The sequence below is a fragment of the Streptomyces sp. NPDC048254 genome (genome assembly GCF_043201895.1).
GTDB lineage: Bacteria > Actinomycetota > Actinomycetes > Streptomycetales > Streptomycetaceae > Streptomyces.
In genome coordinates, this window is sequence record NZ_JBICZJ010000007.1 from 245,438 (window position 1) to 268,266 (window position 22,829).

General features: G+C 71.5%; 21 protein-coding genes and 1 pseudogene. 13 read left to right on the forward strand and 9 right to left on the reverse strand.

Annotated elements, in window-relative coordinates; translation table 11 throughout:
• Positions 1 to 5: 5 nt before the first annotated feature.
• Positions 6 to 933: pseudogene (locus tag ACGFZQ_RS21520) on the reverse strand (DMT family transporter).
• On the opposite strand from ACGFZQ_RS21520, the gene ACGFZQ_RS21525 reads away from it, so the two are divergent.
• The 3 genes from ACGFZQ_RS21525 (at position 932) to ACGFZQ_RS21535 (ending at position 3,605) form a co-directional block, all read left to right on the forward strand.
• Positions 932 to 2,377, forward strand: a complete 1,446-nt coding sequence (locus tag ACGFZQ_RS21525) for a PLP-dependent aminotransferase family protein (RefSeq protein ID WP_393841658.1) — start codon at positions 932 to 934, stop codon at positions 2,375 to 2,377. The pseudogene ACGFZQ_RS21520 and the gene ACGFZQ_RS21525 overlap by 2 nt on opposite strands.
• 71 nt (positions 2,378 to 2,448) lie before the next feature.
• Complete coding sequence (locus ACGFZQ_RS21530) at positions 2,449 to 2,895, forward strand: GNAT family N-acetyltransferase (protein WP_351735832.1); 447 nt, start codon at positions 2,449 to 2,451, stop codon at positions 2,893 to 2,895.
• 116 nt (positions 2,896 to 3,011) lie between these two features.
• Positions 3,012 to 3,605 (forward strand): histidine phosphatase family protein, encoded by a 594-nt coding sequence (locus tag ACGFZQ_RS21535; protein WP_351700479.1) that lies wholly within the window; start codon positions 3,012 to 3,014, stop codon positions 3,603 to 3,605.
• Positions 3,606 to 3,709: 104 nt separating this feature from the next.
• Here ACGFZQ_RS21535 and ACGFZQ_RS21540 read toward each other — a convergent pair whose 3' ends face one another.
• Entirely contained in the window at positions 3,710 to 4,153 is a 444-nt protein-coding gene (locus tag ACGFZQ_RS21540; protein WP_393841814.1) for a DUF6314 family protein, read from the reverse strand.
• 50 nt (positions 4,154 to 4,203) lie between these two features.
• The gene (locus ACGFZQ_RS21545) at positions 4,204 to 4,437 is read right to left on the reverse strand and encodes a hypothetical protein (protein ID WP_393841659.1); all 234 of its coding nucleotides are present in this window, start codon (positions 4,435 to 4,437) and stop codon (positions 4,204 to 4,206) included.
• A gap of 197 nt (positions 4,438 to 4,634) precedes the next feature.
• On the opposite strand from ACGFZQ_RS21545, the gene ACGFZQ_RS21550 reads away from it, so the two are divergent.
• Entirely contained in the window at positions 4,635 to 7,121 is a 2,487-nt protein-coding gene (locus ACGFZQ_RS21550) for an alpha-L-arabinofuranosidase C-terminal domain-containing protein (RefSeq protein ID WP_393841660.1), read from the forward strand.
• On the opposite strand, the gene ACGFZQ_RS21555 is transcribed toward ACGFZQ_RS21550, so the two are convergent.
• Together ACGFZQ_RS21555 and ACGFZQ_RS21560 are read right to left on the reverse strand one after the other, a co-directional pair.
• Positions 7,108 to 7,560: a carboxymuconolactone decarboxylase family protein gene (locus tag ACGFZQ_RS21555; protein ID WP_393841661.1), complete on the reverse strand. Its 453-nt coding sequence runs from the start codon at positions 7,558 to 7,560 to the stop codon at positions 7,108 to 7,110. The genes ACGFZQ_RS21550 and ACGFZQ_RS21555 overlap by 14 nt on opposite strands.
• A gap of 51 nt (positions 7,561 to 7,611) precedes the next feature.
• The gene (locus tag ACGFZQ_RS21560) at positions 7,612 to 8,514 is read right to left on the reverse strand and encodes a LysR family transcriptional regulator (protein ID WP_393841662.1); all 903 of its coding nucleotides are present in this window, start codon (positions 8,512 to 8,514) and stop codon (positions 7,612 to 7,614) included.
• A gap of 81 nt (positions 8,515 to 8,595) precedes the next feature.
• On the opposite strand from ACGFZQ_RS21560, the gene ACGFZQ_RS21565 reads away from it, so the two are divergent.
• The 9 genes from ACGFZQ_RS21565 (at position 8,596) to ACGFZQ_RS21605 (ending at position 19,161) form a co-directional block, all read left to right on the forward strand.
• Positions 8,596 to 9,519 carry a DMT family transporter gene (locus ACGFZQ_RS21565; RefSeq protein ID WP_393841663.1) on the forward strand — a complete coding sequence of 308 codons (924 nt, stop codon included), beginning with the start codon at positions 8,596 to 8,598 and terminating at the stop codon, positions 9,517 to 9,519.
• Between the two features lie 196 nt (positions 9,520 to 9,715).
• Entirely contained in the window at positions 9,716 to 12,334 is a 2,619-nt protein-coding gene (locus tag ACGFZQ_RS21570; RefSeq protein ID WP_393841664.1) for a YfhO family protein, read from the forward strand.
• Between the two features lie 23 nt (positions 12,335 to 12,357).
• Positions 12,358 to 13,332, forward strand: coding sequence for a glycosyltransferase family 2 protein (locus ACGFZQ_RS21575; protein ID WP_393841665.1), 975 nt, complete (start codon positions 12,358 to 12,360; stop codon positions 13,330 to 13,332).
• The gene (locus tag ACGFZQ_RS21580) at positions 13,332 to 13,745 is read left to right on the forward strand and encodes a GtrA family protein (protein ID WP_393841666.1); all 414 of its coding nucleotides are present in this window, start codon (positions 13,332 to 13,334) and stop codon (positions 13,743 to 13,745) included. The genes ACGFZQ_RS21575 and ACGFZQ_RS21580 overlap by 1 nt, the downstream gene beginning before the upstream one ends.
• 579 nt (positions 13,746 to 14,324) lie before the next feature.
• Positions 14,325 to 15,353, forward strand: coding sequence for an N-acetyl-gamma-glutamyl-phosphate reductase (gene argC / locus ACGFZQ_RS21585; protein ID WP_393841667.1), 1,029 nt, complete (start codon positions 14,325 to 14,327; stop codon positions 15,351 to 15,353).
• Positions 15,350 to 16,501, forward strand: a complete 1,152-nt coding sequence (gene argJ, locus ACGFZQ_RS21590) for a bifunctional glutamate N-acetyltransferase/amino-acid acetyltransferase ArgJ (RefSeq protein ID WP_382536642.1) — start codon at positions 15,350 to 15,352, stop codon at positions 16,499 to 16,501. The genes argC and argJ overlap by 4 nt, the downstream gene beginning before the upstream one ends.
• Entirely contained in the window at positions 16,498 to 17,406 is a 909-nt protein-coding gene (gene argB, locus ACGFZQ_RS21595) for an acetylglutamate kinase (protein WP_351735810.1), read from the forward strand. The genes argJ and argB overlap by 4 nt, the downstream gene beginning before the upstream one ends.
• Positions 17,403 to 18,599, forward strand: a complete 1,197-nt coding sequence (locus ACGFZQ_RS21600; RefSeq protein WP_393841668.1) for an acetylornithine transaminase — start codon at positions 17,403 to 17,405, stop codon at positions 18,597 to 18,599. The genes argB and ACGFZQ_RS21600 overlap by 4 nt, the downstream gene beginning before the upstream one ends.
• 7 nt (positions 18,600 to 18,606) lie before the next feature.
• Positions 18,607 to 19,161 carry an arginine repressor gene (locus ACGFZQ_RS21605; RefSeq protein WP_393841669.1) on the forward strand — a complete coding sequence of 185 codons (555 nt, stop codon included), beginning with the start codon at positions 18,607 to 18,609 and terminating at the stop codon, positions 19,159 to 19,161.
• A gap of 129 nt (positions 19,162 to 19,290) precedes the next feature.
• Here ACGFZQ_RS21605 and ACGFZQ_RS21610 read toward each other — a convergent pair whose 3' ends face one another.
• The 4 genes from ACGFZQ_RS21610 to ACGFZQ_RS21625 are packed head-to-tail and all read right to left on the reverse strand — an operon-like array spanning position 19,291 to position 22,825.
• A complete protein-coding gene (locus ACGFZQ_RS21610; RefSeq protein ID WP_351735804.1) occupies positions 19,291 to 20,094 on the reverse strand; it encodes an FAD:protein FMN transferase in 804 nt (267 codons plus the stop codon).
• Positions 20,087 to 20,872 (reverse strand): FMN-binding protein, encoded by a 786-nt coding sequence (locus ACGFZQ_RS21615; RefSeq protein ID WP_351735803.1) that lies wholly within the window; start codon positions 20,870 to 20,872, stop codon positions 20,087 to 20,089. Before ACGFZQ_RS21615 ends, ACGFZQ_RS21610 begins: the two co-directional genes overlap by 8 nt.
• A gap of 46 nt (positions 20,873 to 20,918) precedes the next feature.
• A complete protein-coding gene (locus tag ACGFZQ_RS21620) occupies positions 20,919 to 22,301 on the reverse strand; it encodes a ferredoxin reductase family protein (RefSeq protein ID WP_351735801.1) in 1,383 nt (460 codons plus the stop codon).
• Between the two features lie 59 nt (positions 22,302 to 22,360).
• Entirely contained in the window at positions 22,361 to 22,825 is a 465-nt protein-coding gene (locus ACGFZQ_RS21625; RefSeq protein ID WP_393841670.1) for an FMN-binding protein, read from the reverse strand.
• Positions 22,826 to 22,829 lie beyond the last annotated feature (4 nt).

Below are 22,829 nucleotides of genomic sequence, written 5' to 3' on the forward strand. Positions count from 1 at the left end.
CCTCCTCACGATCGCGATCGTTGGGTGACGGCGATGCACACGAGCACGGCGGCGGCCGTGAGTGGAGCGGCCGCGGTGAGGTGCTCGCCCAGCAGCAGCACCGACCACACCAGTGTGAGCAGCGGCTGGGCCAACTGCAACTGGCTGGCCTTCGGAATGCCGACGGCCGCCATGCCCCGGTACCAGACCACCAGACCGAGGAACTGCGAGCCCACCGCCACCCACAGCACGCCGGCCACCCCGTGCACGTTCCAGACAACCGGCTCGTACGACAGCGCGACCACCGCGGCCGGCACGGTCAGCGGCAGACAGCACACCAGCGCCCAGCCGATGACCTGCCAGCCCGGCATGATCCGGGCCAGCCGGCCGCCCTCGGTGTACCCGGCCGCGCACACCACAAGGGCCGCGAAGAGATAACCGTCGGCGGTCGTGAGCGCCCCGCCGCTCTGGGCGACGGTGAACGCCAGCACGGCCGCCGCGCCGGCGAGGGCCGCCGCCCAGAAGGTGCGGGAGGGGCGCACCCCCATGCGCAGGGCCGAGAAGAGGGCGGTGGTCAGCGGGAGCAGGCCCACCACGACGGCCGCGTGCGCGGTGGTGGAGGTCTCCAGGGCGAGTGTGGTCAGCATCGGGAAGCCGAGCACCACGCCGGCCGCGACGACCGCCAGTCCCGCCCAGTGCCGGCGCTCGGGCAACCGTACCCGGAGGAACAGCAGGCAGCCGCCCGCCAGGGCCGCCGCGAGGACGCTGCGCACCGCGACCAGCGCCCAGGGCCCCGAAGCCCTCCAGGCCCCAGGCGGTGGCCGGGAAGGTGAGGGAGAAGGCGACGACACCGAGGGCGGCCTGGAGAGTGCCGGCCCGGTGGGAGGCGGGGGCGGCCGGGGAAGTGCCGACCGCTATCGAACTCGGCTCGGTAGCGCTACTCTGTGCTCTCATGCAAGAGCGTAGCAGCGTACGCGAACTGGCAGAACAGCTACGGCGAGATCTCGACCGCTACTCGCCAGGGGGAAAGCTCCCGTCCAGCCGGGCGCTCATCGAGCGGTTCCGGGTGAGCCCGGTGACCGTCTCACGGGCGCTGGCCCAGCTGGTCGCGGAGGGGCTGGTCGTCACCCGGCCCGGCGCCGGCGCCTTCAAGGCCAGGCCGCGCCTCACGGCCGAACCCACCGGGGACACCTCCTGGCAGGAGGTGGCGCTCAGCGCCGACGGCGCCCTCGACGTGGTCCCGCGCACCGTCGACGCGTCCGGGGTCACCGTCTGCCTGGCCGCCCCGCCGCCCGGTGTGCTGGAACTCAGCGGCGGCTACCTCCACGCCTCCCTGGAACCCGAACGCGCGATGGCGGCGGCCCTGGCGCGGGCCGGCCGGCGGCCCGGCGCCTGGGGGCGGCCGCCCCTCGACGGGCTGCCGGAACTGCGCGAATGGTTCGCGCGGGACATCGGCGGCGCGGTCACCGCCGCCGAGGTGCTGATCGCGAACGGCGGCCAGTCCGCCCTCGCCACCGCCCTGCGCGCGCTCGCCCCGCCCGGCGCCCCGGTCCTCGTCGAGTCCCCCACCTACCCCGGCATGCTCGCCATCGCCCGCGCCGCCGGACTGCGGCCGGTCCCGGTCCCGGTCGACCCCGACGGGGTGCGGCCCGCCCTCCTCGCCGACGCGTTCCGCGCCACCGGCGCCCGGGTCTTCGTCTGCCAGCCACTCTTCCAGAACCCGACCGGCGCCGTCCTCGCCCCCGACCGCCGCGCCGAGGTGGTGCGCATCGCCCGCGAGGCCGGCGCGTTCGTGATCGAGGACGACTACGTACGACGGCTGGTCCACGCCGACGCGGGCCCGCTGCCCCGCCCGCTCGCCGCCGACGACCCCGACGGAGTCGTGGTCCACGTCGGCTCGCTGACCAAGGCCACCTCGCCGAGCTTCCGGGTGGCCGCACTCGCCGCCCGCGGCCCGGTCCTCGAACGCCTGCGCGCCATCCAGATCGTCGACACCTTCTTCGTTCCCCGCCCCCTCCAGGAGGCCGCCCTCGAACTCGTCGGTTCCCCGGCCTGGCCCCGCCATCTGCGTGCCCTGTCGGCCGCGTTGAAGACCCGCCGGGACGCCCTCACCGGCGCCCTCGCCCTCCACCTCCCCGAACTCGCCCTCCCGCACATCGCCTCCGGCGGCTACCACCTCTGGCTCCGCCTCCCCGAGGGCGTCGACGACGGGACCCTGACCGCCGCCGCCCTGCGCGCGGGCGTCGCCGTCACCCCCGGCCGCCCCTACTTCAGCGCCGAACCCCCGGCCGCCCACGTCCGCCTGAGCTTCGCGGCGGTCGCCGGCACTGGGGAGCTCGTGGAGGGCGTACGACGGCTGCGGACGGCCTGCGACGAGGTCCTGCGCCCCGCACCCTGAGAGCCCGACCCCGGGATCCAGGTTCTGAAATCCGATCGACGACGCCGCCGCCGACCGGCGAGGATCCCCCCATGAGCGACGCACCCAGCCTCCCCGAGGGCTACGAGTTCTCCGCCGACACCGACCGGGTGGACGTCGAACGCGTCCACCGCTGGCTGTCCACCGACGCCTACTGGGCGACCGGCCGCCCGCTGGACCAGCAGCGGCGGGCGATGACGGGCTCCCTCAACTTCGGGGTGTACGACACCGTCACCGGGGAGCAGGTGGCGTACGCGCGCGTGGTGACCGACCAGGCGCTGTTCGCCTGGCTCGCCGACGTGTATGTCGACCCGTCGGTACGCGGCAAGGGCGTCGGCACGGCGATGGTCGGGGCGATCCGCGAGCACCTGCGGCCGTACGGAATCCGGCGGGTGCTGCTCGCCACGCACGACGCCCACGGGGTCTACGAGAAGCTCGGATTTGCCCCGCTCGAACACCCGGACCGGTGGATGGCGCTCTACTACGAGGCACCGAAGTGACATTACGGTTGACTTGTCGGACACCTCCTGACCATTGGGTAACGTTTCCCCCACCTCGCGCAATTCACCTATCAAGAGCCCTTGACCTGCCCACTTGAGCGTCACACCATCACCGCATGTCACTTCGGGTCACGTTCGTCGCGGCCGCGCGCAGCTCACCGCTGCTCGCGGAGCGCTTCGAGGACGCCCGCCCCCTGGATCAGGCGGGCTGGGACGAGGTGCAGCGCGTCGCCGCCGACCTGCTACCGCTCGCGGCGGCCGAGCTGCGCTACTGTTCGCCGACTCCGCGCAGCCGCGCGACCGGCGAGGGTCTGGGGTACGCCCCGCTGGTCCAGCTCGCCCTGCGCGACTGCGACATGGGCCGCTGGCGCGGGCTGACGCTGGGGGAGGCGATGGCCAGGGAGCCGGACCAGGTGGACGCCTGGCTGTCCGACCCGCGCGCCACCCCGCACGGCGGCGAGTCGCTGCTGTCGTTCATCTCCCGGGTCGGCGGCTGGCTCGACACCCGCCCGGTGGACGACGGCGGCCGGATCGTCGCCGTCGCCGAGCCCTCGGTGATCCGCGCCGCGCTCGTCTACGCCCTCAAGGCGCCGCCGTCGACCTACTGGAACATCGACGTGCGCCCGCTGTCGACGACCACGGTGACGGGCCGCGGAGGCCGCTGGAACCTGCGGTTCGACGTGTCGCCGGCCCAGGCCTCACGCACCTGAGCGCTCCGCCGGAAGTGCGCACCACGCGGTCGGCCGTGCGCCGCGCCCTCGTGGCCGCCGTGCCCACGCGATGGTGGGCGGAGGCCCGGTACGCCGGTCCGGTCTCAGGCCTCGCGCACGTAGTCGGTGGTCAGGACCAGGTCCTTCGCCGGGCCGCCGACCCGCCACACCGTGCGCCAGTGGTCGGCGTCCCGGACGGTGAACTCGCCCCGGTAGAGGTCGGCCACGCACGGGTGGTCGGCGACATACCGCCCCGAGGTCAGGTCCAGGTCGTGGAAGGGCCGCCCGTCGGCGAACCGCACGTCCGCCGTCCCGGGCCGCGGCCCCGGCAGGAACCGCAGGGTCCGCTCGGCCGGCCGCGCCACCCCCTGCCAGGTGAACGTCCCCGACTCCGCGTGCAGCAGCCCGCCCCCGTCCAGCGCCCGGAACACCGTGGCGCCCTCGAACCACCCTTCGTCCCCGCTCGCCAGATCCCGCACGCTCCGCTCGACACGCCACCGCCCGAGCAGATGCGCGAGCACATCCGCCACCGGCCAGAAATCATCCACGGTCATGCCTTCGGTCATGCCTTCGGTCATGGCTTCGGTCGTGCCTTCGGTCATGGCTTCTTCGGGCGGGGGGAGCCGGTCGGCGCCTTGCGCTCGGCCTGCTGCCGGATCTCGTAGTGCGAGGCGTGGCCGGTCGCCCGGAACGCCTCCTCGTACGCGGCCAGCGCCCCGCCCAGCCCGCCCGCCGTGCCCCGCCGCCGGATGTACCGCGCGAGCCAGCTGAAAGCCGTGAGGACGGCGGCCAGTCCGGCGACCACGATCAGGTACGGCAGCAGCGTCTGCATGCCCCGACCTTACGCCCGCGGTGTCACCCGGCCCGGAGCCGGCCGACGTCCGCCCCATTGACGCGGCCATGTCGCGTACCTATCTTTCCGTTCGAAGTGCTGACAGCTGTCCGATATTTCGAACCCGAGTGAACCTGTTCGTACCCGGTAGCGCCTGGTCGATCCAGGCCAACTCCTTCACGAGCCGCGGAGTATCCATGTCACGCACCACCCGCACCCGGCTGAGACTCGGCCTTGGAGCAAGCGCTTTCCTGCTCGCCGCAGGCCTGGTCCCCGCCCCCGCCCACGCCGAGGACGTCACCGACTACGCGATCACCGTCGACCCGACGGCCCGGGGCGCCGAGATCGACAAGACGATGTACGGCGTCTTCTTCGAGGACATCAACCGCGCCGCCGACGGCGGCCTCTACGCGGAACTGGTCCAGAACCGGTCCTTCGAGTACACGACCGACGACAACAAGTCGTACACCCCGCTCACCGCCTGGACGGTCACCGGCACCGCCCAGGTCGTCGACGACTCCGGCCGCCTCGACGACCGCAACCGCGACTACCTCGCCCTGTCCGCCGGTTCGGCCGTCACCAACTCCGGCTACAACACCGGGATCCGGGTCGAGGACGGCAAGAAGTACGACTTCTCGGTCTGGGCCCGCGCCAAGGGCCGTACGACCCTCACCGTCAGCCTCGCGGACGCCGGCGGCACACTCGCCACCGCCCGCCGGGTGGCCGTCAGGGAGAACGGCTGGGCCCGGTACAAGGCGACCTTCACCGCCACCCGCACCAGCTCCACCGGCCGCCTCACCGTGGCCGCCCCGGACGCGGCCGCGCTCGACATGGTCTCCCTCTTCCCGCGCGACACCTACAAGCACGAGCCCAACGGCCTGCGCAAGGACCTCGCCGAGAAGATCGCCGCCCTGCACCCGGGCTTCGTCCGCTTCCCCGGCGGCTGCCTGGTCAACACCGGCTCGATGCAGGACTACAGCGCGGCCTCCGGCTACCAGCGCAAGCGGTCGTACCAGTGGAAGGACACGATCGGCCCGGTCGAGACCCGGGCCACCAACGCCAACTTCTGGGGCTACAACCAGTCGTACGGCCTCGGCTACTACGAGTACTTCCGGTTCGCCGAGGACATCGGCGCCATGCCGCTGCCCGTCGTCCCCGCCCTGGTCACCGGCTGCGGCCAGAACAGGGCCGTCGACGACGACGCGCTGCTCAGGCGGCACATCCAGGACACCCTCGACCTCATCGAGTTCGCCAACGGGCCGGTGACCAGCGAGTGGGGCCGGAAACGGGCCGAGATGGGCCACCCCAAGCCCTTCCACCTCACCCACATCGAGGTCGGCAACGAGGAGAACCTCCCCACCGAGTTCTTCGCCCGCTTCACGCGGTTCCGGGCCGCCATCCAGGCCGCGTACCCGTACATGCAGGTCATCTCCAACGCCGGCCCGGACGACTCCGGCACGACCTTCGACACGGCCTGGCAGCTCAACAGGGACGCCAAGGTCGACATGGTCGACGAGCACTACTACAACAGCCCGCAGTGGTTCCTGCAGAACAACGACCGCTACGACTCCTACGACAGGAGCGGGCCCAAGGTCTTCCTCGGCGAGTACGCCTCCGGCGGCAACACCTTCGAGAACGGCCTCGCCGAAGCCGCCTACATGACCGGCCTCGAACGCAACGCGGACGTCGTCAAGCTCGCCTCCTACGCGCCGCTGTTCGCCAACGAGGACTACGTCCAGTGGCGCCCGGACATGGTGTGGTTCAACAACCACGCCTCCTGGGGCTCGGCCGACTACGAGGTCCAGAAGCTCTTCATGAACAACGTCGGCGACCGGGTCGTCCCCTCCACGGCCACCGGCACCCCCTCCCTGCTCGCCCCGATCAGCGGAGCCGTCGGCCTGTCGACCTGGAACACCAGCGCCGCCTACGACGACGTCAAGGTGACCGACGCCGGCGGGACCACGCTGCTCAGCGACGACTTCTCCGGTGACGCCTCCCGGTGGACCCACACCGGCACCGGCAGCTGGACCGTCCAGGACGGGCAGTACGTCGAGACCTCGGACACCGCCGAGAACACCATGGTCTCCGCCGGCGACCCGTCCTGGCACGACTACGACCTGCACGTGAAGGCCACCAAGAAGTCCGGCAAGGAGGGCTTCCTCGTCGCCTTCGGCGTCAAGGACACCGGCAACTACTACTGGTGGAACATCGGCGGCTGGAACAACACCCAGACCGCGGTCGAGCAGGCCGTGGACGGCGGCAAGTCGACGCTGGTCGCCAAGGCGGGGGCGGTGGAGACCGGCCGGACCTACGACGTCGACATCAAGGTGCGGGGGAGGCAGGTCACGCTCACCCTCGACGGGCAGGAGTGGGGCAGCTTCACCGACGACAGGCCGGCCGAGCCGTTCCGGCAGGTCGTCACCCGGGACAGGAAGACCGGCGACCTGATCGTCAAGGTCGTCAACGCCCAGTCCTCGGCGGCCCGTACGGCCATCGACCTCGGGGGCGCCGAGGTGTCGAGGAAGGCGAAGGCGACCACGCTCGCGGCGGCGCCGGACGCGGTGAACACCGAGACGGCCACCGCGGTCGCCCCGGTCACGTCCACCTTCACCGGAGTCGCCGACCGGTTCACGTACACCTTCCCGGCGAACTCCGTCACCTTCCTGCGGATCAGGCAGAAGTAGCCCCCTGCGTGGGCTGCTGCCCGACCGGCAGCAGCCCACGCTCTGCGAAGACCTTCTTGGCGACCAGGGTGGCGTTGAGCGCCTTGGGGAAACCGCAGTACCCGGCGGAGTGCAGCAGCGCCTCGACGATCTCCTGGGGCGTGAGTCCCGCGTTCAGGGAGAAGTTGATGTGCACCTCCAGCTGGGGCTCGCAGCCGCCCAGCGCGGTGAGCATGCCCAGGGTCACCAACTGCCGGTCACGGGGCACCAGTTCGGGCCGGGAGTAGATCTCCCCGAAGCCCCAGGCGACGACCTGGTGGCCCAGTTCGGGGCTGATGTCGGCCAGCGACTCCAGGACCCGCTCCCGGAGCCCGCCGTCGACCTGGCTCATGACCTCGAGACCGCGGGCGAAACGCTCGTCACGGGTGGTGCTCTCGCTCGTGTCAGCTCGTGCGTCCATGGGGAGAACGCTAGGAGTTGGAGCGTGCTCCAGGTCAAGCCCGCTTCGCGATCAGCCCCTGGCGCGGATGGTCTCCGCCGCGGCCCGCAGTTCGCCGAGCACGGTCCGTACCGCCCTGCGGGCCGTGCGCTCGGGGCGGTGGAGGGCGTCGATGTGGCGGTGGGCCTCGATGCCGTCGAGGGGCCTGAGGGTGACGTCCGGGTGCGGGCGGGACGTCCAGCGGGGCATCAGGGCGATCCCGCCGCCCGCGGCGACCAGCTCGGCGACGACCGAGATCTCGTTGACGCGATGGACGATGTCGAGCCGGTGCCCGGCCGCGGCGGCGATGGCCTCGACGGTCGAGAGCAGCGGAAAGCCGTCGTGCACGGTGATCCAGGGCTCGCCGGACACGTCCCGCGCGGTCAGTGCGGTCCGCGCGGCCAGCGGATGGCCGACCGGCAGGGCGATGTCGAGGGGCTCGCGCAGCAGCGGGGTGGCCGTGGCGGTCCGCGGCCAGGGCGGGGCGTGGTCGAGACGGTGGGCGAGGACCAGGTCGTAGCTGCGGGTCAGGGGCGGGAAGTCGGCCTGGGCCACGTCCTCGTCGTGCAGGGTGATCCTCGGGGAGCCCGGGCCGCGCACCTGTCGTAGCAGCAGCGGATAGAACGCGGCGGCCCCGCTGTGGAACGCCGCCACCGACACCGTGCCCTCGGGCTCGTCGACGTACTCCTCGACGGTGTGGCGGGCCCGGGCCAGGGCCGTCTCCACCCCGATCGCCGCGTCGGCCAGGGCCTGCCCGGCCGCCGTGAGCACCAGCCGGCGCCCGGCGCGCTCGGTGAGCGGTACCGGGAGGGACCGCTGGAGCAGGCGCAACTGCTGTGAGATCGCCGAGGGCGTCACCCGCAGCGCCTGAGCGGCCGCCGTGACGCTGCCCAGTTCGCCCAGCTCCCGCAGGACGCGCAGCTGCCGTTCGTCCATGCCGTCAGTGTAGCTTCGCTACAGGGTTGGTTGAGCAGGTCGTCGTTTACTTCAAAGTGCTGGCCAGGGATCGTGAACGGCATGCCGCACACCCGTCGTACCGATGGGGTGCTCCTGGCTCTCGCCGTCGTCTGGGGCTCCAGTTACCTGACGGCGAAGACGGCCACGGACGCCCTCCCCGTGCTGATCGTCCTCTTCCTGCGCTACGCCATCGGCGCCCTCGTCTGCCTCGTCGCACTGCGCGGCTTCGGCTCCCTCACCCGGGAGGAGAAGCGGTACGGCTCGCTCCTCGGCCTCACCCAGGCCGCCGTCCTCGTCCTGGAGACCTACGGTGTCGCCCACACCAGCGCCGGGAACGCGGGCCTGATCATCAGCCTGACCCTCGTCCTCACCCCGGTCCTGGACCGCGGGCGGCTGCCGGGGAGGTTCTTCCTCGCCGTCGGCGTGTGTGTCGTCGGCGTCGGGCTGCTGGTGTCCGGCAACGGGCTGCGCGCCCCCGGCGCCGGGGATCTGCTGATGCTCGGGGCCGCGGTGGTCCGGGCCGGTCATGTGGTGCTGGTCGGGCGGGTGACCGCGGGCCGGGCCGTGCGCCCGTTCCAGGTCACGGCCGTGCAGACCGTCGTCGGCGCGGTGCTCTTCCTCGTGCCCGCCGCGCCCGGCCTGCCGGTGCTTGCCCGGACCGGCGCCGCCACCTGGGCCGAACTGGTCTACCTCGCCCTGTGCTGCGGCCTGCTCGCGTTCCTCGCCCAGACCTGGGCGGTCCAGCGCACCTCCGCGACCCGGGCCAGTCTGCTGCTGGGCACCGAACCGGTGTGGGCCCTCCTGGTCGGCGTCGGCCTCGGCGGCGAACGCCTCACCGCGCTCGGGATGCTGGGAGCGGCGCTGATCGTCTCCGGGACGTACTGGGGCCAATCCGTCGAACGCGTCCATCGCGCGGCCTCCTCGGAGGCGGTGCGCGATGCGGCCCTCCGCCGCGCCCGCACGGACCTCTCACAGGCGCGTTAACCAGAAGAACACCTTTCTGAAATCCTCAGTTCCCTTTGAAGTCGCGAATTCTTTCCCGGGTCGCACGCGGATTCGGAATTCGACTTATTACTTCATAGGTGAGGCACAACCATCAGCAACAACTACCCGTCTAAGTCGGCGAAACACCGACCAGCGGGGAGTAACAGCCCCCGTTTTTCTCTGGGGGCCGCACAGAATGAATCGCACGACCCTGACCGGGCGCGAACAGGGGGTGAAACCGGCGGGGGGCGAAGAGCGGGAGACCGAACCCGCGCGACGGCTCGACGCCGATCCGCGCTGGGCGGCCGCCCTGCTCGCGGCGCTCCTCACCGCCGTCGCCCTCTGCGCGGCCGACGTCGTGGCGCGCAGCTACCCCTTCGGCTCCCGCACCCGCAGCGTCAACGACCTGGGCAACCAGTACGTGCCCTTCCACGCGCACCTGTGGGACCTGCTGCACGGCAGGGCCGACGGAGGGATGGTCTTCAACTGGCAGTCCGGCTACGGCTCCAGCTTCCTGCCGGACATCGGCACCTATGTCAGCAGCCCGTTCGCCCTGCTGGTCGGGGTGTTCCCGCGCGACGAGATCGACCTCGCGGTGTACGTGATCACCGTCCTGAAGACGGCGGTCGCCGGTGCCGCCATGGCCTGGCTGCTGCTCAGCCTGCGCCGCGGCCGCTGGTGGGCGGCCGGGATCCTGGGCGCCTCCTACGCCCTGTGCGGCTGGAGCCTCGCGCTCGCCTCGTTCAACCCGATGTGGCTCGACGGCCTGATCGCGCTGCCGCTGTTCTGCCTGGTCGGTGAGTGGGCCATGGCCGGCCGGCGCCCGCTGCCCAGCGTGCTGATCGTGGCGCTCGCCTGGATCGCCAACTTCTACACCGCCTACATGGCCACCCTCGGTGCCGCCCTGGTGCTGCTGCTCCGGCTGGTCCTCGCCGAGCTGCCGTGGCGACGGGCGCCGGCGGTGGTCGGCCGGGCCGCGGTCGTCGTCGGGCTCGGGGTCGGCCTCGCCGCGCCGCTGGTGATCGTCGTCTACTCCGGCACCAAGCACGCCTACCCGGGCCGCGAGGGCCACTTCGCCCCGGTCGGGGCCGACGACCTGTTCGCCCGGCTGCTGCCGACCACCTACAGCTACAGCTCCCCGGCCCTCTACGTGGGCATCACCGCGCTGGTGCTCGCCCTGGCCCTGCCCTTCCACCGCAAGGTCCCGGTCCGGGTGCGGGCGGGCTGGACGGTGCTGGTGCTCGCGGTGGCGCTGTCGCTGCAGTGGGCGCCGACCAGCCTGGCCTGGCACGCCTTCGCCGCTCCGAACGGCAGCTCCTACCGCCAGGCCTTCGTGCTCTGCGCCCTGCTGGTCATCGCGGCTTGGCATGCTCTTGCCTACGGCCTGCCGGACTGGCGTGCCCTGGGCCCGGCGGCCGTGCTCCTGGCCCTGGTCGCCGCCGTCGCCGGCCGCAGCACCCTCACCCAGCAGCACTCCCACCACACCTGGCCGGTGGTGCTGCTCGCCGCCGTGGGCACCCTCGGCGGACTCGCCCTCCTGAGCTTCAGGAACGGCCGGCCGCTCCTCGCCGGACTCGCCGCCGTACTGCTGGTCGGCGCCCAGTTCGGCGAGGCCGCCGCCACCTCCGCCGTGGCCACCCACATGCGCCTCACCCAGATGGACGACTACGCGCCCTGGGGCGACCGTCAGCAGCGGGAGTCGGACGCCGTCGCCCAGGCCGACGCCTGGCCGAAGTACCGCACCGAACCCGGCCGCGACCAGACCGTCGCCAACGACCCGATGATGGTCGGCGGCCAGGGCTCCCAGTACTACAGCAGCCTCACCGCCGACGTCCTCAGCCGCACCATGACCGCCCTGGGCGACGGCTGGACCTCGCGTGGCCGCAGCCTGCAGAGCCTCGACAACCCCGTCACCGACGCGGTCTTCTCGGTGGGTGCCCGGGTGCACAACCCGCCGGACCCGCACCAGAAGTGGCTGCCCCAGGGCGGGGGTCCCTCGACCGTCACCCGCGAGGACGTCCCGCCGCTGGTGACCGTGCGGCCGGCCGCGCCGCGCACCACCCCGGCCGCCTTCGGCCCCTCGCCGTACCGCAACCAGGAACTGCTGCTCGGCACCCGCGTCTACACCCTGCCCCGCACCACCCTCAGCGGTGAGCGCAAGGGCGACGAGGCGCGCGGGCTGCTGGTCGACGGAGTCCAGACGCTCACCGCACGCTGCCAGGCAGGCAGCGAGGCGTTCCTGTGGGCGCCGCACTACTCCGGTACGGCGCAACTGGCCGGCGGCGAGCAGCAGCTCTACCGGTCCGACGCCGAGGGCACGAAGATCGCCGCGATGCAGCCGCTCGGCACGGTACGCGCCTCGGGGCGGATACGGATCGACCTGAAGCCCAACCGGCTCAGCCGCGTCCCGGCGCAGGGCGCGGTCGGCTGCCTCGACACCGCCAGACTGCGCGGCGCCGTACAGCAGTTGAAGGCCACGGGGGCGACCAAGGTGACCGTCTCCGACGGCACCCTGCACGCCCAGCTCCCCGCCGGCAGCACGGGAACGGCCGTCGTGGCCGCCCCGCGGATCGCCGGCTGGCGCTGCTCCGCCGGGGGCGACGAGGTCGCGGCGAGCGAGTTCCACGGCCTGATCGCCGTCCCGCTGGGAGCCTCCGCCACCAGCCTCACCTGCACGTTCCACCCGCCCGGCCTGCGCCTGGGCACGGCCGTCGGCGGCGCCTCGCTGCTGACCCTGATCCTGCTCGGCACCCTCTCGGCCGTACGCCGCAGAACCGCCATCCGCTCCGGCGAGCGCACGACCACCGCTCACTGACCCGTCCCCAGGGGGAGAAACCCATGCTGATATCGATCGTCGCGCCCTGTTACAACGAGGAAGACGTCATCGAGCGCTTCCACGAGCAGGTCCAGAAGATCGCCAACGAGCTTCTGCCGCTCGGTCACGACATGGAGTTCGTGTATGTCGACGACGGCAGCCGTGACAAGACGCTGCCCCTCCTCAGCCAGATCGCCGACGGCGACTCGCGCGTCCGGTACGTCTCCTTCAGCCGCAACTTCGGCAAGGAGGCCGCCCTGCTGGCCGGCCTGAAGCACGCCACCGGCGACGCCGTGATCGTCATGGACGCGGACCTCCAGCACCCGCCGTCGCTCATCAAGCGCATGGTCGAACTGCGCGGCGAGGGCTACGACCAGGTCATCGCCCAGCGCACCCGGCAGGGCGACCGTTTCACCCGCACCCTCACCGCCCGCCTCTACTACCGGCTCATCAACCGGCTCGTCGACGTCGAACTCGTCGACGGCGTGGGCGACTTCCGGCTGATGTCGCGCCGGGTGGTGCACGCGATCGTGGACCTCACCGAGTACAACCGGTTCTCCAAGGGCCTGTTCGCCTGGGTCGGCTTCCCCAGCACCACCTTCGAGTACGAGAACGCGGTGCGCGAACACGGCTCCAGCTCCTGGTCGTTCCGCAGCCTGCTCAACTACGGCTTCGACGGGCTGCTCTCCTTCAACAACCGCCCGCTGCGCGCCGCGCTCTACCTCGGCATGACCCTGCTGGCCCTGGCCGGCGTGTACACGGCGTGGATCGTGGGCGGAGCGATGATCAACGGCGTCCAGACGCCGGGCTATGTCACCATCATTACAGCCGTCACCGCCCTGGCCGGCGTACAGATGATCATGCTCGGGGTCATCGGCGAGTACACCGGCCGGATCTACTACGAGGTCAAGGGGCGTCCGCACTTCCTGGTGAAGGCGACGAACGTGCACCGAACGGAAGACCGCACCCGCGGCACGACGAAGGACCTCATCCCCTGATGCCGAACGCCCTGTCGACCACCGGACCCACCCGCCCGATATCGGGCCAGATCATCACCTTCGCGGTGATCGGGGTCATCAACACAGCGACGTACTACGGCCTCTACCTGCTGTTCCTGAAGTATTTTCCGTATCTCGGCGCGCATATTCTCGCGTTTTTGCTGAGCATGATCGGTTCGTTCTTTCTCAATGCGAAGTTCACTTACCGAATACGGCCCACCTGGCGTAAGTTCCTGCTGTTCCCGCTGACCAACGCGACGAATTTCGTGATCACGACGGTGGGGGTGTACGTGATCGTCGACGTCCTGCACGCCGGCAGCCGGTTCGCTCCGCTGATGGCGTCGGCGGCGGCGATTCCGGTGACCTTCGTGGTGTCGCGCTGGGTCATGCTGCCGAAGGTGGAGGCGGCGTAGTCCCGGTACGGCGACAGCCGCCGGTAGGTCTCCCGCACCGCAGGCAGGGCGGCCCGTACGGCCGGTGAGACCGTGCCGCTCCGGGCGACGGCGCGCAGCGCGGTGCGGAAGCCGCCGAAGGAGCCGTCGGCGACGGCCAGGACGTGCTTCTCCAGGACGGACAGGCTCGGCTCCGTCTCGCCCGTGATCGACCACAGGGCGATCGCCGCCCACATCGAGAAGGGCCACCACCTCCGGCAGGGCGGGCGCCGCGGCCGGGCCCCAGGCCGTCAGGACCTTGAGGGCTCCAGCCGCTCCCACGGCACATCGTCGAGCGCCTCCAGGGTTGTGTCCGTCACTGCACCCCGCCCCGTGATCTCGGCCGGCCGGCTCCCCGCCGCGGGTCCGTCTCCTCGCGCTCCTGGACACGGAGAGGACGCCGGGACGACGCCGGGAGGGCGCGGGGAGGACGTTCTCCCTTGCCCCCTCGTGGGCATCATCGGAAATGCCGCCGGTGCGCTCGGGGACGCGGCGGCGCAGGAGTCCGTTGCATAAAAGTGCAGAGAACCGTATAGTCATGCCATCCAGAGGAGGATGGACATGGCGGTACGTGCGGCGGTTGCCGGAGCGAGTGGATACGCGGGCGGAGAGGTCCTGCGGCTGCTCCTCGGGCACCCCGAGGTCGAGATCGGTGCCCTGACCGGCAACTCCAACGCCGGGCAGCGCCTGGGCGCGCTCCAGCCGCATCTGCTGCCGCTGGCCGACCGCGTGCTGGCGGAGACGACCGCCGAGGCCCTCGCCGGGCACGACGTCGTCTTCCTCGCGCTCCCGCACGGGCAGTCCGCCGCCGTCGCCGAGCAGCTCGGCCCGGACGTCCTCGTCGTCGACATGGGCGCCGACTTCCGCCTGACGGACCCGGCCGACTGGGAGCGTTTCTACGGCTCCCCGCACGCCGGCACCTGGCCCTACGGCCTCCCCGAACTTCCGGGTGCCCGCGCCGCGCTGGAGGGGTCCAAGCGCATCGCGGTACCCGGTTGCTACCCCACCGCCGTGTCCCTCGCCCTGTACCCGGCCTACACGGCCGGGATCGCCGGGCCCGAGGCGGTGATCGTCGCCGCCTCCGGCACCTCCGGCGCCGGCAAGGCGCCCAAGCCGCATCTGCTGGGCAGCGAGGTCATGGGCTCCATGACGCCGTACGGCGTCGGCGGCGGCCACCGGCACACCCCCGAGATGATCCAGAACCTCAGCGCGGTGGCGGGGGAGCGGATCGCGGTCTCCTTCACGCCGACCCTCGCGCCCATGCCCCGCGGCATCCTCGCCACCTGCAGCGCCGCGGCGAAGAGCGGGGTGACGGCCGAGTCCGTCCGGGCCGCCTACGAGAAGGCCTACGCCGATGAGCCCTTCGTCCACCTCCTCCCCGAGGGCCGGTGGCCCGCGACGGCGTCCGTCTACGGTTCCAACGCCGTTCAGGTGCAGGTCGCGTACGACGACGCCGTGGGCCGCATCATCGCGATCAGCGCCATCGACAACCTGACCAAGGGCACCGCCGGCGGTGCCGTCCAGAGCATGAACCTCGCCCTGGGGTTCGACGAGACCACGGGGCTGACCACGATCGGAGTTGCGCCGTGAGCGTGACGGCAGCGAAGGGATTCACGGCCGCGGGCATCGCCGCCGGGATCAAGGAGAGCGGCAACCCGGACCTGGCCCTCGTGGTCAACAACGGGCCGCGCCGTGCCGCCGCGGGCGTCTTCACCTCCAACCGCGTGAAGGCCGCGCCGGTCCTGTGGTCCGAGCAGGTCCTCAGGAGCGGCCAGGTCTCGGCCGTCGTCCTCAACTCCGGCGGCGCCAACGCCTGTACGGGCCCCAAGGGCTTCCAGGACACCCACGCGACGGCCGAGAAGGCCGCGGAGGTACTGGGCCGTGGCGCCATCGAGGTCGCCGTGGCCTCGACCGGTCTGATCGGCGTGCTCCTCCCGATGGACAAGCTGCTGCCGGGGGTCGAGACCGCGGCCGCCGCCCTGAGCGAGCACGGTGGCGAGAAGGCCGCCATCGCCATCAAGACCACCGACACCGTGCACAAGACGTCCGTCGTGGCGAAGGACGGCTGGACCGTCGGCGGCATGGCGAAGGGCGCCGGCATGCTCGCGCCCGGCCTCGCCACCATGCTGGTCGTGCTGACGACGGACGCGGTCGTCGAGAGCGAGGTGCTCGACAAGGCGCTGCGCGCCGCCACCCGCACGACCTTCGACCGCGTCGACTCCGACGGCTGCATGTCCACCAACGACACCGTGCTGCTGCTCGCCTCCGGCGCCGCCGAGGTCACCCCGGAGTACGCGGAGTTCGCCGAGGCCGTACGGGCCGTCTGTGATGACCTCGGGCAGCAGCTGATCCGGGACGCCGAGGGCGCCAGCAAGGACATCAAGGTGGAAGTGGTCAACGCCGCTTCCGAGGACGACGCCGTCGAGGTGGGCCGCTCCATCGCCCGCAACAACCTCCTCAAGTGCGCCATCCACGGCGAGGACCCCAACTGGGGCCGCGTGCTCTCCGCGATCGGCACCACCAAGGCCGCCTTCGAGCCCGACCGGCTCAACGTCGCCATCAACGGCGTCTGGGTCTGCAAGGACGGCGGCGTCGGCGAGGACCGCGACAAGGTCGACATGCGCTACCGCGAGGTGCACATCGTCGCCGACCTCGCGGCCGGCTCCGAGACCGCCACCATCTGGACCAACGACCTGACCGCCGACTACGTCCACGAGAACAGCGCCTACTCGTCATGAGCACCACGCGAAAGCACACCGCGCTGCCCAAGGCCCAGATCCTCATCGAGGCACTGCCCTGGCTGACCCGGCACCACGGCCGGACCGTCGTCATCAAGTTCGGCGGCAACGCCATGATCGACGAGGAGCTGAAGGCCGCCTTCGCGCAGGACGTCGTGTTCCTGCACCACGCCGGCCTCAAGCCGGTCGTCGTGCACGGCGGCGGCCCGCAGATCAGCGCCGCCCTCGACCGGCACGGCATCGTCAGCGAGTTCAAGGCCGGACTCCGGGTCACCACCGAGGACGCCATGGACGTCGTACGGATGGTGCTCGCCGGGCAGGTCCAGCGCGAACTGGTCGGACTGCTCAACCAGCACGGCCCGCTGGCCGTCGGGCTGACCGGCGAGGACGCCCACACCATCACCGCCACCAGGCACCGGCCCGAGATCGACGGCGAACTCGTCGACATCGGCCGGGTCGGCGAGATCACCGCGATCGACACGGGCGCGATCGAGGCCCTGCTCGCCGACGGCCGGATCCCGGTCGTCTCCTCCATCGCCCGCTCCGAGGACGACGGACATGTCTACAACGTCAATGCTGATACGGCGGCTGCGGCACTCGCTGCTGCGCTGGGCGCCGAGACCCTCATGGTCCTCACCGACGTCGAGGGTCTCTACGAGGACTGGCCGAACTCCGACGAGGTGATCAGCCGTCTCACCGCTTCCCAACTGGAGAAGCTGCTGCCGGAGCTGAGCTCCGGCATGGTGCCGAAGATGGAGGGCTGTCTGCACGCCGTACGCAACGGCGTCACCACCGCCCGCGTCATCGACGGCCGGGTCCAGCACTCGATCCTGCTGGAGATCTTCACGGACGAAGGCATCGGCACGATGGTCGTGCCCGACGAGCGACAGGGGGAACGGTCATGAGCAACCAGGAGCTGACCACGCGGTGGCAGGGCGCGCTCATGAACAACTACGGCACCCCGCGGCTGCCCCTGGTACGCGGCGAGGGCGTCAAGGTGTGGGACACCGAGGACCGGCAGTACTACGACTTCGTCGGCGGTATCGCCACCAACGCGCTCGGCCACGCCCACCCGGCGATCATCGAGGCCGTGACCCGGCAGATCGCGTCCCTGGGCCACATCTCCAACTTCTTCATGGCCGAGCCCACCGTGACCCTCGCCGAACGGCTGCTCCAGCTCTTCGGCCGGGAGGGCAGGGTCTTCTTCTGCAACTCCGGCGCCGAGGCCAACGAGGCCGCCTTCAAGATCGGCCGACTGACCGGGCGGACCCACATGGTCGCCACCGACGGCGGCTTCCACGGCCGTACGATGGGCGCCCTCGCGCTCACCGGGCAGCCCGCCAAGCAGGACCCGTTCCGCCCGCTGCCCGCCGACGTCACCCACGTGCCCTTCGGCGACGCGCAGGCACTGGCCGCCGCCGTCACCGAGGAGACCGCGCTCGTCGTCATCGAGCCGATCCAGGGCGAGAACGGCGTGGTCGTACCCCCGGCCGGCTATCTCAAGGCGGCCCGTGCGATCACCGCCGCCACCGGCGCCCTGCTCGTCCTCGACGAGGTGCAGACCGGCATCGGCCGGACGGGCACCTGGTTCGAGTACCAGGCCCACGAGGGCGTGCTGCCCGATGTCGTCACTCTCGCCAAGCAGCTCGGCGGCGGACTGCCGCTCGGCGCGACCGTGGCCTTCGGCCGGGCCGCCGACCTCCTCCAGCCGGGCCACCACGGCACGACCTTCGGCGGCAACCCGGTCGCCTGCGCCGCCGGGCTCGCCGTTCTCGACACCATCGAGAACGAGGGGTTGCTGGAGAACGTCAAGCGGCAGAGCGAGAAGTTGCGGGACGGAATCGAGGGCCTCGGCCACCGGTTGATCGATTATGTCCGGGGTGCGGGTCTCCTCATGGGTATCGTGCTCACCGAGCCGCTGGCAGCACAGGTGCAGCAGGCGGCTCAGGAGGCCGGGTTCCTGGTGAACGCGCCCGCCCCGGACGTCGTTCGGCTGATGCCCCCGCTGAACCTCCGTGACGACGAGGTGGACGCGCTGCTGCGGGCCCTGCCCGGCATCCTCGACGCAGCGAGCGGGGACGGACGATCCGGAGAATGAGACGACGATGAGCCAGGCGCAGGAGTTCGACCAGTCGGGCGGGGCGGGGCCCGCGGTACCGCAGACCCGGACCGCCCGGCACCGCCGGATCGTGGACATCCTCAACCGGCAGCCGGTGCGGTCGCAGAGCCAGCTCGCGAAGCTGCTCGCCGACGACGGGCTGACGGTCACCCAGGCGACGCTCTCCCGGGACCTCGACGAGCTGAACGCGGTGAAGATCCGCAACACCGACGGGGAACTGATCTACGCGGTGCCGAGCGAGGGGGGTTTCCGTACCCCGCGTGCGCCGCTGGGGGGGTCGGCGAAGGAGGAGCGGATGCGGCGCCTCTCCCAGGAACTCCTGATCTCCGCGGAGGCGTCGGCGAACCTCGTCGTCCTGCGGACCCCGCCGGGGGCGGCGCAGTTCCTCGCGTCCGCGATCGACCAGGCGGAGCTGCACGACATCCTGGGGACGATCGCGGGGGACGACACGCTGCTGCTCATCAGTCGTGAGCCGACGGGGGGTCAGGCCCTGGCCGACCATCTGCTGAGGCTGGCTCAGAACGGCCACGGAGGGATGTGACGCGGGTGGGTGCGTCTGCCGGTGGGTGGGGGCTGGTCGCGCCCACGCGGCGGTAGCCGCATGTCGAATACAGCCCCGCGCCCCTAAAGGGGCGCTGCCCCAGCCGTGGCTCACATAGCCGCGGGTACCTCAGCCCAGACGCGCGGCCAGCCCCCCGGTGCACCGCACCTCGTCACCAGCCGTGATCAGCAGAGCCTCGACATCCGGCAGGGACTCCAGCCAAGCCAACCCCGCCCGCGACCCCATCGCGAACGCCGCCGTGGCCCAGCAGTCCGCCCAGGTCAGACGGGGGCCGACCACCGTCACCGCCACCAGGTCCGTCACCGCCGACTTCCCGGTCCGCGGGTCGACGATATGGGCGCCCCGCTCCGCCGTACCGGACGTGGCCACCGCCAGTTCGTCCACCCCCGCCGCCGAGATCACCGCCGCCAGCCCGCCCGGCCTGAGCGGATCGGCGATCCCCACCCGCCACGCCCGGGTCGGCTCGGGCGCACCGAACATCTGGACGTCGCCGCCCCCGTTCACGCTCACCCCGGTCACCCCGGCCACCCGCGCCAGCGCCCGCGCCGCCCGCTCGACGGACCAGCCCTTGACGATGCCGGTGGGGTCCAGGCTGCCCCGGTAGCGGGTGCTGAACCAGCCGTCGCTCACCCGCTCCGCCTCGGCCGCGAGCTCCAGCACCTCGGCCACCTCGGGGTCGCACTCCGCGAGGGCGGTCTCCTCCCGCGCCAGCCGGGACACCTGGCTGTTCTCGCGGTAGGTGCTGAACACCTCGTCGACCCGGTGCAGTCCGGCGACCGCCTCGCCCAGGGCCGCCCGTACGGCGTCCGGACGCCCGCCGCGGACGTCGAAGGAGAAGACGGTCCCCATGACCTCCTCCGCGTGACGTACCGCGGCCGGAGCCTGCGCGGACTCGGCCACCGCCTCAGCCACCGGCCTGGTCCAGCGCGGACTGCAGGGACTGCTTGTAGCCGGTGCTGGTGTAGGTGGCCCCGGAGACGGAGTCGATGTTCGCGTTCCCGGCCGCCACCGCCTCCTGGTTGAGCTTCGGTACGGACAGGGCGGTCTTCTGGTCGCTGGTGCCGCCGCTGGGCGCCTGCACGGCCTCCGCCTTGGTGATCTTCCCGCCGGCGACGGTGATCCGGACCTGGACCGGCCCGTACTGGGTCTGCGCGACCTGCCCGGTCACCGTCTTGGCCTGCGCCTGCGCGGAGCCGGAGGAGCCCGAGGTACCCGACGAGGAGCCGGTCGCGCCCGCCGTCTCCTTCATCTTGTCCAGCGCCGACTGCAGGGACTGCTTGTACCCGGTGCTGGTGTAGGTCGCGCCGGAGACCGAGTCGATGTTCGCGCTCTGCGCGGCCACCGTCTCCTTGTTCAGCTGCGGTACCGACAGCGCGGTCTTCTGGTCGCTGGTGCCGCCCTTGGGCGCCTGGACCGCCTCGGCCTGGGTGATCTTGCCGTTGGCGACGGTCAGCCGCACCTGCACGACCCCGTACTGGGTCTGGGTCGCGTCACCGGTGACGGTGGTGGCGCCGGCGGCCCCGGTGCCGCCCTGCGGCGACTCCTGTCCCGCCGCCGCGGCCGACGGGGCCGCGCCCGCCGCCGCGGACGCCGGGTCGGACGACGGCTTCAGCGACAGCAGCAGCACGACACCGGACACGGTCGCCGCGGTGGCCAGCACCACACGCCTGATGGGGTGACTCTTCCTCATCGCTTACGAACTCCCGATTCCCTGGATTCCCGTGGGGTCCCGTCGCTCACATCTCGAACGACTCGTGATGGATGCGGCGGGCGGGAACTCCCGCGCCGCGCAGTGCTTCGTACACGCCCTGCGCGAACCCGGGCGGGCCGCACATGAAGACGTCGTGGTTGTCGATGTCCGGGATCTTCCGCTGGAGGTTCTCCGCGGAGATGTCCGGCCGCTCGCCCTCCGGGCTGTTGACCGCGTACATCAGCCGGGCCCCGCGCTCGTTGGCGATCTTGGCGAGTTCGTCCCAGAGGGCCAGGTCCTGCGTGGTGTTGGCACGGTAGAGCAGGGTCAGGTCGCCGGCGGCGCCGGGCAGCGTCTCGAACAGCGCCCGCATGGGCGTGATCCCGACACCGCCCGCCACCAGCAGAACCTTGCCGCGGCTGCGCCGGGACGCGGTCATCGCCCCGTACGGCCCTTCGGCCCACACCTTGGTTCCGGGCCGTAGTTCGCGCAGCCGCGCGCTGTGGTCGCCGATCGCCTTGACGGTGATCCGCAGCATGTCGGGGCGGGGTGCCGCCGACAGCGAGTACGGGTGCGAACTGAACCGCATCCCGGGGGCCATGAACCGCCAGCGGAAGAACTGGCCGGCCTGCGCGCCCATCCGGTGCAGCTTGCGCCCGCCGATCAGCACCGACACGATGCCCGGCGTCTCCTCGATGACCGCCTCGACCCGCATCCGGTGCCGCAGGTTGAGGCGGATCGGGGTGAAGATCCGGTACCACACGACCAGCGCGGTGACGGCGCCGTACAGGCCGTACCAGAACGTCTTGGCCATCGGCGTGAGAGCGAAGTCGTTGCCGGTGGTGATCTGGTGCCAGAAGGTCAGGAACACCGCCGCGTACGTGAGCAGGTGCACGTGGTACCAGGTGTCGTACGGCATCCTGCGCCGGACCGGGCCGATCGACGTGAGGCCGATGACCACGAACAGACCGGTGCCGATGGCCGCCTTGCCCATGTCGGGGAGCTGGTTGATGGAGTCGATGGTCTGCTGGACGATGTCGTTCAGCGTCTTGCCGGCCTGCAGGGCATAGCCCCACATGATGAGGAAGACGTGCGCGAAGACCAGGCAGAGGGTGTAGCGCCCGCTCATCGCGTGCCAGCGGGCTACGCGGTCGGAGCCGACCCGCCGCTCCAGCGCCGGTACCCGGGCCATCTGCAGCACGACGAGTGCCATCAGGTATCCGGCCAGCAGACCGGTGATGCGGCCGGCGTTGAGGATCTTGCCGTTCTGGTCGGCGATGGACGGGGTGTTGTGCCACCACAGCCACAGCACGGCCGCCGCGCCCGCCCATACGGCGATCAGCAGTGGTACGGCCGGGGAGCGGCGCGGGCGGATGCGGCGCATCGTCTGGCGGCGGGCGGCACGTCCGCCTGCGAGCGTGGTGGTCACGGTTCCTCCGTGGGGCTTTGACCCTTGGCCCACAGATACGTGCCGAACAGCCTGAGTGTTCAGAGACCTGCGGAGTCCAGCGCGGACTGGAGTGACTGCTGGTAACCCTCACTGGTGTAGGTGGCCCCGGAGACGGTGTCGATCTGCGCGCTCTGTGCCGTCAGCGCCTCGCGGCGCAGCTGCGGCAGGGCGTAGCTGTTGATCTGCTGGTCCCGGGGGTTGTCCTGCGGGTACTGGAGCGCCGTGACGTCGGTGATCCTCCCGCTCTTGACGGTCACCCGCACCTGGACGGGGCCCCAGCGGGTCTGCACGGTGTCCCCGGTGACGGTCTTGGCACCGGTACTGCTGCCCGACCCGCCGGACGCGGCGCTCGCGCTGCCCGACGGCGCAGGGGCCGCCGAGTCCGTGACCACGGTCGGGGCGGTGTGCGGCTTCAGCGCCAGCAGCATCACCATCCCGGAGACGGTGGCGGCGCTCGCCAGCATGATGCGCCGCAGCGGCCGGTTCTTGTTCAGCGGATGCACGGCA